The organism is Nocardia sp. NPDC005998, from assembly GCF_040614395.1.
Taxonomy (GTDB): Bacteria; Actinomycetota; Actinomycetes; order Mycobacteriales; family Mycobacteriaceae; genus Nocardia.
The window spans coordinates 94,056-108,834 of sequence record NZ_JBEXUI010000006.1 but is presented as its reverse complement, the minus strand read 5'-3'; the positions used below and the strand labels follow the sequence as shown (position 1 = coordinate 108,834).

Annotated in this window: 11 protein-coding genes, 1 tRNA gene and 1 pseudogene; 6 read left to right on the top strand and 7 right to left on the bottom strand. The window is 65.0% G+C overall.

Annotated elements, in window-relative coordinates; translation table 11 throughout:
- Window positions 1-182: 182 nt before the first annotated feature.
- The 4 genes from ABZ293_RS11900 to ABZ293_RS11885 form a co-directional block, all read right to left on the bottom strand.
- Window positions 183-255: transfer RNA gene (locus ABZ293_RS11900), tRNA-Arg, on the bottom strand.
- A 346-nt stretch (window positions 256-601) separates the two neighbouring features.
- On the bottom strand, window positions 602-859 hold the full coding sequence (locus tag ABZ293_RS11895; protein WP_355179732.1) for a hypothetical protein: 258 nt from the start codon (window positions 857-859) through the stop codon (window positions 602-604).
- 100 nt (window positions 860-959) lie between these two features.
- Complete coding sequence (locus ABZ293_RS11890) at window positions 960-1,808, bottom strand: DUF1542 domain-containing protein (RefSeq protein WP_355180009.1); 849 nt, start codon at window positions 1,806-1,808, stop codon at window positions 960-962.
- 101 nt (window positions 1,809-1,909) lie between these two features.
- Complete coding sequence (locus tag ABZ293_RS11885; RefSeq protein ID WP_355179730.1) at window positions 1,910-3,052, bottom strand: acyl-CoA dehydrogenase family protein; 1,143 nt, start codon at window positions 3,050-3,052, stop codon at window positions 1,910-1,912.
- A 250-nt stretch (window positions 3,053-3,302) separates the two neighbouring features.
- On the opposite strand from ABZ293_RS11885, the pseudogene ABZ293_RS11880 reads away from it, so the two are divergent.
- The 4 genes and pseudogenes from ABZ293_RS11880 to ABZ293_RS11865 form a co-directional block, all read left to right on the top strand.
- Window positions 3,303-3,995 (top strand): annotated as a pseudogene (locus ABZ293_RS11880) (ParA family protein); the annotation flags it as partial.
- Window positions 3,995-4,999: a hypothetical protein gene (locus ABZ293_RS11875; RefSeq protein WP_355179728.1), complete on the top strand. Its 1,005-nt coding sequence runs from the start codon at window positions 3,995-3,997 to the stop codon at window positions 4,997-4,999. The pseudogene ABZ293_RS11880 and the gene ABZ293_RS11875, both read left to right, overlap by 1 nt.
- Window positions 5,000-5,703: 704 nt before the next feature.
- Entirely contained in the window at window positions 5,704-7,068 is a 1,365-nt protein-coding gene (locus ABZ293_RS11870) for an NlpC/P60 family protein (RefSeq protein ID WP_355179726.1), read from the top strand.
- A gap of 212 nt (window positions 7,069-7,280) precedes the next feature.
- On the top strand, window positions 7,281-7,676 hold the full coding sequence (locus tag ABZ293_RS11865; protein WP_355179724.1) for a metalloregulator ArsR/SmtB family transcription factor: 396 nt from the start codon (window positions 7,281-7,283) through the stop codon (window positions 7,674-7,676).
- Here the strand turns inward: ABZ293_RS11865 and ABZ293_RS11860 are convergent.
- Window positions 7,658-8,071 (bottom strand): hypothetical protein, encoded by a 414-nt coding sequence (locus ABZ293_RS11860; RefSeq protein WP_355180027.1) that lies wholly within the window; start codon window positions 8,069-8,071, stop codon window positions 7,658-7,660. The two genes, ABZ293_RS11865 and ABZ293_RS11860, sit on opposite strands and share 19 nt — an antisense overlap.
- Here ABZ293_RS11860 and ABZ293_RS11855 point away from each other — a divergent pair.
- Together ABZ293_RS11855 and ABZ293_RS11850 are read left to right on the top strand one after the other, a co-directional pair.
- Window positions 8,030-8,968, top strand: a complete 939-nt coding sequence (locus ABZ293_RS11855) for a cation diffusion facilitator family transporter (protein ID WP_355180007.1) — start codon at window positions 8,030-8,032, stop codon at window positions 8,966-8,968. The two genes, ABZ293_RS11860 and ABZ293_RS11855, sit on opposite strands and share 42 nt — an antisense overlap.
- Window positions 8,969-9,265: 297 nt before the next feature.
- On the top strand, window positions 9,266-10,903 hold the full coding sequence (locus tag ABZ293_RS11850; protein WP_355179722.1) for a long-chain fatty acid--CoA ligase: 1,638 nt from the start codon (window positions 9,266-9,268) through the stop codon (window positions 10,901-10,903).
- Between the two features lie 15 nt (window positions 10,904-10,918).
- Here the strand turns inward: ABZ293_RS11850 and ABZ293_RS11845 are convergent, their stop codons facing one another.
- Window positions 10,919-11,467: an HD domain-containing protein gene (locus ABZ293_RS11845; RefSeq protein WP_355179720.1), complete on the bottom strand. Its 549-nt coding sequence runs from the start codon at window positions 11,465-11,467 to the stop codon at window positions 10,919-10,921.
- A gap of 106 nt (window positions 11,468-11,573) precedes the next feature.
- Complete coding sequence (locus ABZ293_RS11840; protein ID WP_355179718.1) at window positions 11,574-14,621, bottom strand: tetratricopeptide repeat protein; 3,048 nt, start codon at window positions 14,619-14,621, stop codon at window positions 11,574-11,576.
- Window positions 14,622-14,779: the final 158 nt, after the last annotated feature.

Here is a 14,779-nt window from a genome sequence, read left to right as displayed (position 1 = left end):
CCCGGATGTCGACGGGTCCTGATTCCCGGTTGTCGGCAGGGTTGCCCATGTTTTGTGCTTCCTGGGGGCTCGTACCAGGGCAACTGTTCGACCTGCATGTTTCGGTTTCGCGTTGGCGATCGGGGAGTATTGTGCGGATCAGGAAAATCCGCTGAGCTGTGGAAACAGCTGTCGCAGGTAAGTGCCCTCGGCAGGATTCGAACCTGCGACACCCGCTTTAGGAGAGCGGTGCTCTATCCCCTGAGCTACGAGGGCTGATCTGGTGGGTGCCGGGGGCGCCTACCGGGACTTCGGGGAGTCTACCGGGTCGGGTGCGTAGGGGCCGCATCGATTTGGCGGGGAGCGTGATGGTGGCGTCATTTGGTCGACATCGGATTGGGGTTGACCGAGGCGAGGAGACTGTCTGAGACTGTTTCGTGGCTCGGTCTGTCTTTGACCGGTCTCCGGGCATGCAATGACGCAAGCTGGAGGTTCGGCTCGGGGTGGCGATGGCTCCGCGGGAGCGGTGGCTCGATGTCGCGACGGGTCGCTATGGTGTGTCGAGCGGTCGACTCCGGAGGTGTCGATCCGAAGGTCGCCTCTGGTGTGGAGCCGACCTCCGCTAGGTGTCGGCCCCTGGCGTATGGTCGGCTTCTGCCACGCAATACGCAAAAGTTGTTGCTGTGCAGCAATTCTCGTTGATGCCGGGCGCCGAATCTGCGGTGACGAGTTTTTCGCCGGGCTGCGGCACTCGGAATGTTTCGGCCGAAAAGCCTTGCGTGGGAAGGGAAGTGAAAGTCAACTCCCGGGCGGTGACCTTGGTGGTCGACTTGGCTGTGCGTGGAAGATCGAAGGCGGAACCGAATCCGTACTGGTTCAAGGAAAACTAAACGCTCTGTCTCAGACAATAAAGCCGCGGTCGAGAGTTGCGTCCGAGCGAGGGCTATTTCGGTAAGACCGGCCTGTGCTCAGCCGGGTGGTCAGAATCCGCCGTCGAACCCGCCCCCGTCGAACCCGCCGCCATCGAATCCACCCCCATCGAAACCCCCACCATCGAACCCGCCGCCACCCGAGTCGTATCCACCTTGATCGTCGTAGTACCCACCTTGATCGCCGGAGTATCCGCCCTGATCACCCGAGTCGTACCCCTGATCCCCGCTGGCCGCATCGAGCCCGTCCTGATATCCCTCGCCATAACCGCTTTCGAAGCCCTGTACGTCATATCCCACCCCGGACATTCCGGAGAACAGCGACGAGAACAGCAGCGCCGAACCCAAACCCCATGCGCCGGCGATCAATGCGGGCCGCCACCATGGTTCGGAGTACCAGCCCGCGGGCACCGGCCGCCCCGCGACCCGGCCGCCCGGATAGTAATTCGGTGTCTCCGCCGAGGGGTTGGGTGAGGCGGCGACCTGGCGGCCGTCGTATTCGACGACCCGGTTCTCGGTGACCCGCCCTGCGGTGTCCTGGCCGTCCAGTGCTGGGATCACTGGACCGGGATCCATGCCCATCGCGATGCGCGCCGCCCGGATGTAATACATGCCCTCGGCCGCGGTCTGCTTGGCCAGCCGCGCCTGGGCGGGCGTGCGCGCCTGCTCGATCTGCGATCCGGCCGCGATATGCCGTTCCGAGGCGTCCGCGAGTGCCTGCTTTGCCGCCTCGCTGGTGCCGTTGAGGTTGTACACCTGGCCCGCGAGTCGTTCGATCATCTGCCTGGCGTCGGCGGCCGCGTCGTCGAATTCCCGCACCGCGCGCTGTTTGGTCTGCTGCGTCAGGAAGACGACGTAGGCCGCCGCGAGCAGAATGACAACGCCGATCAGTAGCCACAACACCGCTCGCGCCCCTTTCATCCTCGGTTTCAGGTCGCCCCCAGTTTACTGGGGACTTGCTGAGACTCGGCTGAGCTCGGCGGCGGGAAGAGCCGCCGTCTCTATTGTCCGGCGAGCTGGCGTGCGATGACCAGGCGTTGGATCTGATTGGTGCCCTCGAAGATCTGCATGACCTTCGCCTCGCGCATATAGCGCTCCACCGGGAAGTCCTGGGTGTAGCCGTAACCGCCGAACACCTGTACCGCGTCGGTGGTGACCTTCATCGCGGCGTCGGTGGCGATCAGCTTGGCGACACTGGCCTGGCGCGAGTAGGGCAGCCCGGCATCGCGGCGGCGGGCGGCGTCCAGGTAGGTCGCGCGCGCCGAATCCACCGCCGCGGCCATATCGGCGAGCACGAAACCGAGGCCCTGGTGATCGATGATGTGGCGACCGAAGGCCTCTCGCTCCTTGGCATAGGCGACGGCATCGTCGAGGGCGCGCTGGGCGAGACCCGTCGCGACCGCGGCGATGCCGAGCCGACCCGAGTCCAAAGCACTGAAAGCGATCGAAAGTCCTTGTCCCTCAACGCCTATCAGGTTTTCAGTGGGTAAAAAGGCGTCGTCATAGGCGGCGGTGGTGGTCGGGATGCCGCGCAGGCCCATTTTCTCTTCCGGCTTGCCGAAACTCAGGCCTTCGGTGTCGGCGGGGACCAGGAAGCACGAGATTCCGCGCGAGCCCTCGCCGGTCCTGGCGAAGAGCGTATAGAAGTCGGCGCGGCCGCCATTGGTGATCCATGCCTTCGATCCATTGATCCGATACCCGCCCTCGACCGCGGCGGCCCGGCAGCGCAGCGCGGCCGCATCGGATCCGGCGTGCGGCTCGGAAAGGCTGTAAGCACCGATGGTTTCGCCGGAGAGCATGGTCGCGAGCCAGCGCTGCTTCTGCGCATCGGTGCCGAAGGTGAACAGCGGATGGCAGGACAGGCTGTGCACGCTGACCGCGACGGCGACCGCGGCCCAGCGGCTCGCCAATTCCTCGAGCACCTGCAGATACACCTCGTAGGGCTGATCACCGCCGCCGAATTCCTCCGGATACGGCAGACTCAGCAGCCCGGCCGCGCCGAGGGCGGGAAAGACGCCGTCGGGGAAGGTCCCGGTCCTCTCGGACTCGACTACACGCGGCTCGAGCACCTTGTCGGCGATATCGCGCGTGAGCGCGATCAGGTCGCGGGCCTCTGGGGTCGGCAGCATCCGGTCAACAGGCATGTCGCCTGTTCTACCCGGTCGATGCCGGGTCGCGACAGGGTGGTCGCCTGTGTCCAATTGGACACGGCATGCATCGGACTCGACGCCGATAAATGGCGCGTCCGCAATCAGCGGTAATTGCTCTCCGCTGTGCGAAACTGGCCCCGCACAGCTGACAATTTCGAGCGACCTGCAAGCAGTCGCTACGGTTGCACTCCTCACCCTCGGAGGACTGTCCATGAAGAATTCTGTTGCGTCACTGGAGCTACCCGAACCCCTGGTCATAACGCTGGGGAATCTCAAAGGCGGCGTCGGAAAGACCACATCAGCGTTTTTCTTGGCCGCATATTTCGCACAGATCCATGAATTGCGCGTGCTGGTGATCGACGCCGACCCGCTCAGTCAGACCGGATATTCCTGGTATCGGCGGCTGGTCCGGGGCGGCATCGAGGTGCCATTCGAGTTGATCGCCTTCCCGTCCCGGCACGTCAACGACTGTATTACCGACAATTCCGGGACGTACGACGTGATCATCGTCGATGCCGGAGGTGAGTCGGCCGAGATATTCAAGGCCGCCATTCCGCAGAGTGATGAGCTGATTCTGTTGACCAGCGTGAGTCCCTCGGAAGTGAAGCGGGTACCGAGTACGTACAAGGCCGCGGAGGAGGCCGCGATGGATAGCGGTCGCGAGATCAGGGTGCGCGTGCTGATGACCAAGGTGCCGGTGACGATGAAGAACGGCGTGAACGTCTCGACCGAATATCGCACGCAGCGCGGAAATCTGGAGGATGCGGGCTACGACGTATTCGAGTCCTATTTGAGCGCGTGGAAATGGTATCGGGAGGCGGCCGACGGCGAGGTCGGCGAGGGTGCCGAGAATCCGATCGTGGACCTGGGGGAGTATCTCCAGGTAGGGGACGAGTTGGTCAGTCCGTATGGGGTCGCGGTGGAGGTGCCTGCCTGATGCCTCCGCAGCGTAGAAAGGGTTCCATCGGATCCGTCGGTAAGGGCTCGATCGGTGGCGCGAATCCGTTGGCGGACAGCGCCGAACACACGCCGCCGGTTTCGCCGCTGCGCGACGCCGAGTGGCGCACCGGCGCGCTGAGTGCCGCATCCCTGAATGTGATCGCCCCGCCCGTGAACGCAACCGCACCGGTCGCGAACGCAACCGCACCGATTCCGGCTGCGACGGTCCCGCTCGCCGACGCAACCGCACGGGTCGCGAACGCAACCGCACCGATTTCGGTTGCGACGGTTCCGCTCGCCGGCGCGACCGCACCGCTCGCCGATGCCGATGTGCTGACGATGCCGCTGCCCGTGCCGAGCGGGGCCGAGCTGGCGGGTCCGCTCGACGCTCGTGAGCAGGCACAGTTGACGGCCTGCGAATCGTCCATCGATGGTCTGCGCGTCGCCTTCTGGACCGCCGGACGGGCGCTCCAGATCGTGCGGGACGGTCGCCTGTACCGCGATCGGCACGCGACCTTCGACGAGTACGTCGAGCAGCGCTGGGATATGCAACGGTCCTATGCACACAAGCTGATTCGGGCCTGGCCGCTCGCCGCGAAACTGCATCCGGTCGCACCGGCCATCAATGAGGGACAGGTCCGCGAGTTGCTGCCGGTCGCGGTCCAGCACGGTGAGGATGCCGCGGTCACGGTGTATACGACGATCGCGGGCACCGATGATGTGAAGGTCACCGCGGGCAAGCTCCGGGAGGCTGTCGCATTGCTGCCGGAGCAGTTCGACAAGGCCGAGGTGGTCGCGCTGCTGCAGGCATGGTTGCGCGGGGAGCTGCGGGACCGGTCGAACCAGCGGGCCGTCGATCTGTTCGCGGCCGTGGAATCGCGATTCGCCGCGCTGACGCGACGAGTTGTCAAGGGCTCGAACAATGATCCGGTGGCGGCGCGTGAATTCGCCGCGAAACTACGAACTCTCGCCAGGCAGATCGAGGAACAGATCACCGCGTGAGTAACCGCTTGCCGAAAATGCCCCGTCGCGAAAGCAGTTGCGCGACGGGGAATTTTCGATTAGTTATGATTTTGTTATCGCGATATCGTGTGTTGCGCCTTGTAATTCGCTAGAACTGTCGAAATATAGACGCTCGGATCCACTGGACTACAGATCACCGTGATGGTTTTCGAATCAATTCGAGGTCTTGGTGAAGTCCTACACGCCGATGCAGTGCGGCGTTGCGCGGCCAGCCAGGGCCTTCGATACGAGGATCGGAGGACCGGATCATGGCATCATCTTCGGAGGGTCGATATTCCCGCTTCCTGCGGCGCGCACTCCCATGGGTCGTCGGCGCAGGGGTCATCGCAGGCGCGGCCATTGCCGCGACACTGCTGGGAGGACAGGCCGCTGCACAGCCACTGACGATTCCAGGTATCGGGACATACGAAGTCCCGGACGAGTTTTCGATTCCAACCGCGATTCCCGGCGTCGATTTTCCGACGGAGGGGCATGCATCGCCCGATGCAATTCCCGCGGTTGCGGAATCCGCTGTTCTTCCCGAATTCGCCTCTGCTGAAGTTCTGGGGAAGGAACTTTCGGCTCCGCTCGCGGTTCCGAGTGCGGAACTGCCTGCACGCCTCGCCATTCGCGGCGCGGAACACGCTGTACCCCTGGCAGTTCGGAATGCGGACCTCCCAGCCCGGTCGGAGTCTCTGGCAGCGGTGCGTTCGGCGCTCCCGGTGATTCCTGCCAGCGGTGATCCCGTCGCCGTCTCGGAACTCGCGCCAGTTGTGGCTTCGGGTAAGGAGCTCTCGGCTCCGCTCTCGGTTCCGAGCGCGGATATCTCCGTGCCCCTGGCGGTTCCGGGCGCAGACCTCATGGTCCAGTCGGTGACTCCGTCGGCCTTGCGTTCGGCGCTTCCCATGGTTGCTGCGATCGGTGATTCCGTCGCCCCGGTGGAGGCCGCGCCGATCACCGCTTCTGGTAAGGAGCTTTTGGCACCGCTGGTGCGTCCAGGTCTAGGACTCGCTGCGCCGCTGCGTGTTCCGGGGATTGCGCGTTCGGCGCTGCCTTTGGTTGCTGCGGTTGGTGATTCCGCTGCTCCGGTGGCGATCGCTCCGGTCGCGGCCTCCGGTCGGGAACTTTCGGCTCCGCTCGCGATTCCGGCCGCGGAACTGTCCTCGCCTCTGGTCATCCCCGGCACGGAACTGACGGTTCCCGTTGCGGCAGTCTCGCTCCCATCGGAAGCTCTGGCGGCCGCGCGTTCGGCGCTCCCGGTGATTCCTGCGATCGGCGATTCCGCCGCTCCCGCGGACCTCGCGCCGGTCGCGGTTCCGCCGACGGAACTTTCGATACCACTCGCGGTTACGGGTGCGGACTTTTCGGCGCCACTCGCGGTGTTCAGCTTCGGGCGTCCGGCTCCGCTCGCGGTGCCCGGTGCCGAACGTGCGCCGACAGTTCCGGGGATCGAGGCCGCAGCGCCCATAGCGATTCCGGGGACGGCGACTTCGGCACCGCTGACGCCTCCCGGGGCGGACCGTTCGACGCCCTCGGCAGCTCAGGGCGCGGACCGTCCGGTGCCCCTCGGAATTCCGGGTCTGGAGCTGTCGATACCCGCGACTGTTCCGGGGACCGGGATTCCACTGCCCACCGATGTGATCCGCAATGAACTCGCGCTACTCACCGGTGTTCTCGGCATCAAGCCGCCTGCTCCGACGCCCGCGCCCGCGGTGGCACCGCCGCGCACGCACGGCGCGATTGCGGTCGACGCCGCGCGGACCAAAGTCGGCACCGAATACAGCATGGGCGCGACGGGTCCGAATGCCTTCGACTGTTCCGGACTGGTGCAGTGGTCATACGGACAGGCCGGGGTGAAGGTGCCGCGCACGAGCTATGAGCAGCTGGCCGAAGGTACGCCGGTTTCCCGGGACGAATTGGAGCCCGGTGACGTGGTGTCCTTCTATGACGGCGGTCATTCGGCCCTCTATGCCGGTGACGGCAAGGTCATCCACGCCTCGACCTACGGGGTCGGTGTGACGACGTCGCCGCTGTCCTCGATGCCGTATGCAGGGGCCCGCAGGTACTGACCGCGCGGCCGTCGCCAGCGATATGAAATGCCTCCGTCTCATTTACGCCATTGTCGGCACGTCGACTGGCATAAATGTGCCACACCGGCTAAGACAATGAGCTGTTCGAAATGGGGCGGACCGGTCTGTCGGCGGCCGAGCAGGGGGTGTCGCCGCCGGACCGGTCCGAAGGGGCGGTTTCGCTCCGCGGCCCACCGTTCTATTATCTGCGTATGAATGCAGATAGCGAGCTAATCCGGCCGCCGCTCGCGGAGGACCAGGTCGGGCTGGTTGTCGAGGTTTTCCGGATGCTGGCGGACTCGACCCGCGTGCAGGTGCTCTGGGCGCTGGTGGACCAGGAACTGTCGGTCAATGATCTGGCCGGTCGTATCGGCAAACCCGGCCCTTCGGTATCGCAGCATCTGTCGAAGCTGCGGATGGCTCGCTTGGTCCGGACCCGCCGCGCAGGTACCACGATCTTCTACAGCCTGGAGAACGAACACGTACGCCAGCTGGTCGTCGACGCGGTGTACAACGCCGAACACGCCGGGCCCGGCGTGCCCGCGCATCACCGCGGCGATGGTGTGGTGCGCGAACTGCCGTCCCGTGATCAGGCGGTGGCGGAATGAGTCACGAGCGCAATCCCGAACGGTGGCGGGTCATTTCGCACGCACACGGTGACGAAGTCCGGAATGCCGAGGCGCACAACCATATTCCGAATGCTGGGAACGGCCGAGACGGCCTTGCGGTCGACCACGATCATGGACCGGAGCACAGCCACGGACCAGGGGACGGTCACGAATCCGAGTTCGGTCATCGGATGGGCAACGGACCGGATCACGACCACGGGGTGGGACACGGGCATCGACATGGACACGGTCCCCATCACGCGCACGAACCGGAGCACGACCACGGGCATCGACACGGACGCGGTCACCATCATGCGCACGGTGCGGACCACGACCACGACCATCCGGGTGGTCTGCGGGGAGCGCTGCGCGAGATCTTCGTGCCGCACAGCCATGATGCCGCGGACAGTGTCGATGATGCATTGGAGGCCAGTGCGGTCGGCATTCGTGCGGTGAAGATCAGTCTGGGGGTGCTCGGGGTTACCGCGCTGCTCCAGGTGCTGATCGTGCTGGTGTCCGGGTCGGTCGCGTTGGCGGCGGACACAATTCACAACTTTTCCGATGCGCTGACCGCGGTGCCTTTGTGGATCGCATTCGCGCTCGGTCGCCGGGCCGCGACTCGGCGCTACACCTATGGATTCGGGCGGGCCGAGGATCTGGCCGGGTTGTTCGTGGTCGGCATGATCACGCTGTCCGCGATCATCGCCGGATACGAGGCGGTGCGCAGGCTGATCGATCCGGTGCCGATCCAGCATGTGAGCTGGGTTGCGGCGGCGGGGCTGATCGGCTTCGTCGGCAATGAGACCGTCGCGCTCTATCGGATCAGGGTCGGGCGGCGCATCGGTTCGGCGGCACTGGTCGCGGACGGATTGCACGCGCGGACCGACGGATTCACCTCACTGGCGGTGCTGATCGGCGCGGGCGGTGTCGCGCTCGGCTTCCCATTGGCCGACCCCATTGTCGGACTGCTGATCACCGTCGCGATCCTCGCCGTGCTGCGGACGGCGGCACGAGATGTGTTCCGCCGCTTGATGGATGGTGTCGAACCCACGCTGGTGCACACCGCCGAGCAGGCATTGGCCGCCGAACCCGGCGTACTGGGGGTGCGCAGCCTGCGGATGCGCTGGATCGGGCACCGCCTGCACGCCGATGTCGAACTGGATATCGCCCCGACCATCACCCTGGCCGATGCCCACCGCCTGGCCCATGGCGCCGAGCACACCCTCACTCACGCCATTCCCAAACTGGACACCGCTCTCGTGCACGCCTATCCGGCCCACGTCGTGGTCTGAACCGGAGTCATCCGGGTGCCCCGAAAGACCATGTGACGTGTCTCGCCTGGTCGCCGCCGAGTTGCGCCGTGCTCGCGCTCAGACCGCTCGACATTGCCGATGGGATCGGCTGTTGGACTCGGCTGCCTTGCGGCGCGGCGCCGGGGCGCCGCCGAGCTGCGGTAACTGAGGGCACCCGCCCGCTCATGTGATTCGCGGTCGCCCCCTCAGTCCGACCTACCCTTGGGTAGCATCCGGGGGTGTGATGTGGCTCATGGTCGGCAGGCCGCCGTAGCCACCGAAGAAAAAGGAGTACCGATGTTGAGCACCATGCAGGACGAGCCGTTGTCGCTGGCGACGTTGCTGCGCTACGCATCGACGTTCATGGGCGATTCCACCGTATCGACCTGGACCGGAACCGGCGTACGCACCATGACCTACCGCGAGCTGGGCGCCGAATCGGCGCGTCTGGCAAATGCGTTGCGCGGCTTGGGAATTGGCGTCGGCGATCGCGTCGGCACCTTCATGTGGAACAACAACGAGCATATGGTCGCCTACATCGCGGTGCCCGCGATGGGGGCGGTGCTGCACGCGCTCAATATCCGGCTCTTCCCGGAGCAACTGGTCTTCGTCGCCAACCACGCCGAGGACCAGGTGGTGATCGTCGACGGCTCGCTGCTGCCGATGTTCGCCCAGTACCTGCCCAATCTGAAGACCGTCCGCCACGTCATCGTGGCCAATGGCGACGCCGCCGCACTGCAGGCCCCCGAGGGCGTCCAGGTGCATTCCTACACCGAACTGCTCGCCGCGCAGGCGGATACCTACGACTACCCGGTGATCGACGAACGATCCGCCGCCGCAATGTGTTACACCTCCGGCACCACCGGTGACCCCAAGGGCGTGGTGTACTCGCACCGCTCCAACTGGCTGCACGCCATGCAGGTCTGCCAGCCGACCAGTATGGGCTTCTCGGCTAGCGACTATGTGCTCGCCATCGTCCCGCTGTTCCACGCCAACGCCTGGGGCCTGCCCTACGCGGCGCTGATGTCCGGCGCGAATGTCCTCATGCCGGACCGCTTCCTGCAGCCCGGCCCGCTGCTGGAGATGATGGCGTCGGAAAAGCCCACCTTTGCCGCCGCGGTCCCGACCATCTGGGGCGGCGTACTCGCCGGACTCGCGGCCAAGCCGCAGGACATCTCGCATCTGCGTTCGGTGGTCGTCGGTGGTGCGGCGGTGCCGCCGTCGATGATGCGCGCCTTCCAGGAAAAGCACGGCGTTCGCATCCTGCACGCCTGGGGCATGACCGAGACCTCTCCGCTCGGCAGCGTCGCCCACCCGCCCGCCGGGGTGACCGGCGATGCCGAATGGGAGTACCGCTTCAGCCAGGGCCGCTTCCCCGCCAGCGTGCAGGCACGCCTGATCGGCGACGACGGCAGTGTCGTCCCCAATGACGGTCGATCCCTCGGTGAGTTGGAAGTTCGCGGCCCGTGGATCACCGGCTCGTACTACTCCCCGGACGGCGCGCAGATCGACCCCGATAAATTCGACGATGGCTGGCTGCGCACCGGCGACGTCGGCAAGATCAGCCCCGACGGCTATCTCACCCTGGTCGACCGTTCCAAGGATGTGATCAAGTCCGGCGGCGAATGGATCTCCTCGGTGGATCTGGAGAATGCGGTCATGGGCCATCCGGCCGTCGCCGAGGCCGCGGTCATCGGTGTGCCCGACGAGAAGTGGGACGAGCGCCCCCTCGTCGCCATCGTGCTCACCGACGGCGCCGAGACCAAACCCGAGGAGCTGCGCGAATTCCTCGCCGACAAATTCGCCAAATGGCAACTGCCGGAACGGTGGACCTTCATCGCGGAGGTGCCCAAGACCAGCGTCGGCAAATTCGATAAGAAGCGCCTGCGCGCGCAGTACGCCGACGGCGAGCTGACGGTCACCACGCTGTCCTGACCGAACGACCCCGCGTCACCACTTCAGCATGGGCAGTGGTGACGTGGGGTTGGTTCGGATCCGCTGCGCCGCCAGTTGCACCAACCGGCGGTGGAAGCCCTTGTCCGGATAGCGCTTCACCAACTCGCGGTAGGTCGAGCGGGGTACGCCGAAACGGCCGAGTAGGCCGAATTCGACGTCGATGGCATCTGCTCGGCGGACGATTTCGATCGGATCGGTGCGCTCACCTGCGGGCCGAATCTTGTGGTGCTGGTCGATCATGGTGACGACCAGATCGGCGAGGTCGGGTCGGTCGATCTGGTCGAGCCACTGCAGCGCGAGGTCGGCGGAGGGCGCGAGGTAGTCGAAGGTGCCCGCCGTCCAGATGCCCAGGTCGTGAAAGGCCACGGCCGTCAGGTACTCCTCGCGGGTGCTCGGCACGGGCCCTGAGCCACCGGCGAGCAGATCGCACAGCTGCAGCACCCGCAGCACATGATTGGTATAGGCCACGCGATCCGAACCGAGTTGCGGCAGCCAAGGATCGAGGCGCCTGTCGACCTCGTCACGAAGATCGCTGCTGCTCATGTGCGCTCACATTACGCGCGATACCCCCGATACGGCGGGAGCATCGGCGGTATCGCCCAGCACCTCGGCGCGGCCGGAAGTCCGTGCCGCGCCGGGTTTTTGTGCTTTAGGGGTGGTCGGATCCGAGGACGTCGAGTCGATCAGGGCGCTGTTGCGGTTCAACGTTTGACACTGCGTCGCCGTCGTTGTGTCGGCTGCGCCAGTAGGCCGCGTTGCGGCGGGTTCGATGGGTGTCGGGGTGCTCCGGACCCAGGACGCGCAATCGGTCGATCAGGAGTTGTTCGTGTTCGGCGACAGCCGTAGCGAAGTTGCCCTGCTCGCCGTGCCAATGGGCGAGATTGCTCCGGGTGATGAGGGTTAGTGGGTGGTCCGGTCCGAGGGCGCGAATATTATCGTCCAGCAGTTGTTTGAGTTCGACCACGGCGCTCGTGGCATTTGCGTTCCGGCCCCGCCAATAAGACACGTTGTTGCGAGTGGTCAAGGTGTCTGGGTGGTCGGATCCCAGGATGCGTCGGCGATCCGACAGTAGCTGCTCGTATTCGGTGACGGCCGAATCTATATCGCCGTTCTCGCCGAGCCACTGGGCAAGAGTGTTGCGTGTGCGGAGCGTGTTGGGGTGGTCGGGCCCAAGGACGCGCGATCGCTCCGTCAGAATGTGCTTATATTCAGTGATAGCCGTTATCAGGTCACCGTTTTCGCCGCGTCGGTTCGCGAGATTGTGTGCGGTCTGCAGTGTGTCGGGATGCTCGGGTCCGAGCACGCGCTGTCGGTCGGCAAGGACATGTTCGTATTCGACGATGGCCCCATTCAGGTCGCCGTGCTCGCCGCGCCAATGGGCGAGGTTGTTGCGGGTTCGAAGGGTGTCGGGATGGTCGGGCCCCAGGATGCGGAGTCGAGCGGGAAGGATCCGTTCGTAATCGGTGATTGCTCCGGCGACGTCGCCGATCTCCCCGCGCCACCACGCGAGGTTGTGTGCGGTCTGCAGGGTGTCGGAGTGGTCGACTCCGAGCACCCGTCGACGATCGGTGAGGAGTTGCTCGAGTTCGCTGATGGCGGTGGCGGTGTCACCATGGTCGCCATGCCAGTGGGCGAGGCTTTCGCGGGCTGACAACGTCTCGGGAGCGTCTGGTCCCATGACACGCCGCAGGTCGGCCTCGAGCTGCTCGAATTCGGTAATAGCCGTGGATACGTCGCCGCTCTCGCCGCGCCACCACGCGAGGTGTCCTCGGGCGGCGAGAGTGTCGGCGCGGTCGGGTCCGACCACATCGACGAAGGTCGGAAGCCATGAAGCCCAGTGGTCTCGATTATCTGCAGCGCGTGTTGAATCCAGGCCGGTGAGATAGCTGAGCGCCCCGGCCGAATTACCGAACGAAAGGTAGTGTCTCACCGCCGATCCGCGCGCGTAGTCGACTATCTGCTCGTCGGTACTGGTCTCGATCGCGGCTACGATGCTGCGATGGGGCTCGTCCAAGTCGATGCCGAGTTCGTTCAGCGCTGCCGTCAGTGGTGGAATCAATGCACTGTGAGCGATGCCCAACGCTTCTTGCGGCGTGCCTGAACGACCCCGAATCACCAGGGCGCCGAGGCTCACAGCGATATCGCGGATCTGTGTGTGGCTCGAGACAATGCCTTGGCACGCCAATGCGGACCGGAGTAGTTCCAAGGGCAGAGCCGGTCCCTCTCCGGATGCGACCAGTATGGCGAGTGTCGTCGCATGGATTCCCGAATCGATGGCTGCGCAGTTGAGTCGTTCCCGGACGAGCGCGTCGAGGTCCACGGTTCCAAGTATGTTCGAGTCGGAAGTACTCTGGTCGATTTCGGTAAGCAATCGCGCCAAGAGCCATCCACCCGCCAGATCTTGTGCGTCGAGTTCGCGCACTAGTCGATCGAACGCTGCGGCCCATTCGGTCGACTGATCGCCGTCCCAATGGGTCTTGACGGCCGCCGCGATGTCGTGTGCTGCCGGGGGGCTCGAGTTGATGCGCCGCATATGGGCGAGCTCCGGTGCATCCTCGACGCCGGTACCGCTGCGGATACCGGCAATCACTCGCACGTGGGCCAGGTCGCTGCGACGAGTGAGCATAGACACTGCGGCCACGAGGAGTTCGCGGCTGCCGGCCGCTGGCTGATCCAGCCCATCGACTATGAGAGTGATCCGACGCCCTGGCTTTGTGAGCCGAGCCAGTGGCTCGCGGACCGTGCGATCGAAGAGGCCGAGTTCGACGTCGCCCCGACTGATGAGTTCCCGTTCCACCGCGTCTATGGCGGCCTCGTAGTCGGGTAGGCGGTGACGTAGTTGGGCCGAGAGTTCGGTGGCGAACGATTCGATGGTCGCCGTGACATCCAGGAAGACGGCAGCAGTGATGTATCGCGACGACAAGTCTTCCAAGTTGTCGGCCAAGCTTGGGCGCACCAAAAGCGCCATAAGTGTGGACTTTCCGCAGCCGGCCGGGCCGACGACTGCCCGAAGTCGACCACTGGTTTCGACCACGGCCGAGAGTTGTTCGCGGAGGCCGTCGGTCAGCACGAGGCCCCTGGTGAGTTGATCGACGGATCCGGCAATGGGGCGGCCGGTTACGGCGTCGTCGCGGCGAGCGGCGTTGGGTACCAACCACAGACCCGGATCGCCGAACGTGGCAGCGTCTCCTGCGGAGAACGACAGATGCCGAGGCTGTTGACGGGTGCATGCGGCGGCGATGGGGCCGGTGAGGTCGGCGGGCAACAAGTATTCGCCACTCGCCGCCAGGCCGCTGGAGAAGGTCGAGACCATGGTGCGTGTAAAGCAGCCGGAATAGGCGGGGCCGTCGCCAGATGCCACCAACAGTTCCACCCGGCCCGACGAGTGGGCGAGCACGTCGACCCAGCGGCGGGCGGCTCCGATGGCACCTTGCTCGGTTTCGCAGGCGTCGACTACGACGATCAGGCCGTCGGGTGAGAACCTATTGAGCTTCTCCCGAATGCCCTGAGCCAGATGAAACGCGATCCTGGAATCCGGTATCGACGGTGAATCGAGGGCAAGCAGGTAGAAGTCGTCACTGCCAAGTGCGGTGCCGTGACCGACGAAGCTGATCAGGAGTGTCGCTTGCTGATCCGAGGCGGCGGCGAAGGCTTGGTCGAGGGCGCCGATGAACTCTGCGATGGTGGGACTGACCATGGGACCGTCGTGGTCTATCGCTGACCGCCAGCCGGCCCCGCTCAACGCCGAATACAGTTCGCCCGCAAGCTCTCCGGGAAAACCTAAGCTTGGAAGTGCTGTGCACTCCGACCCGACCACGAGCGCCAGCTTTCCTCCCATGCACGGAAGTATCGGAC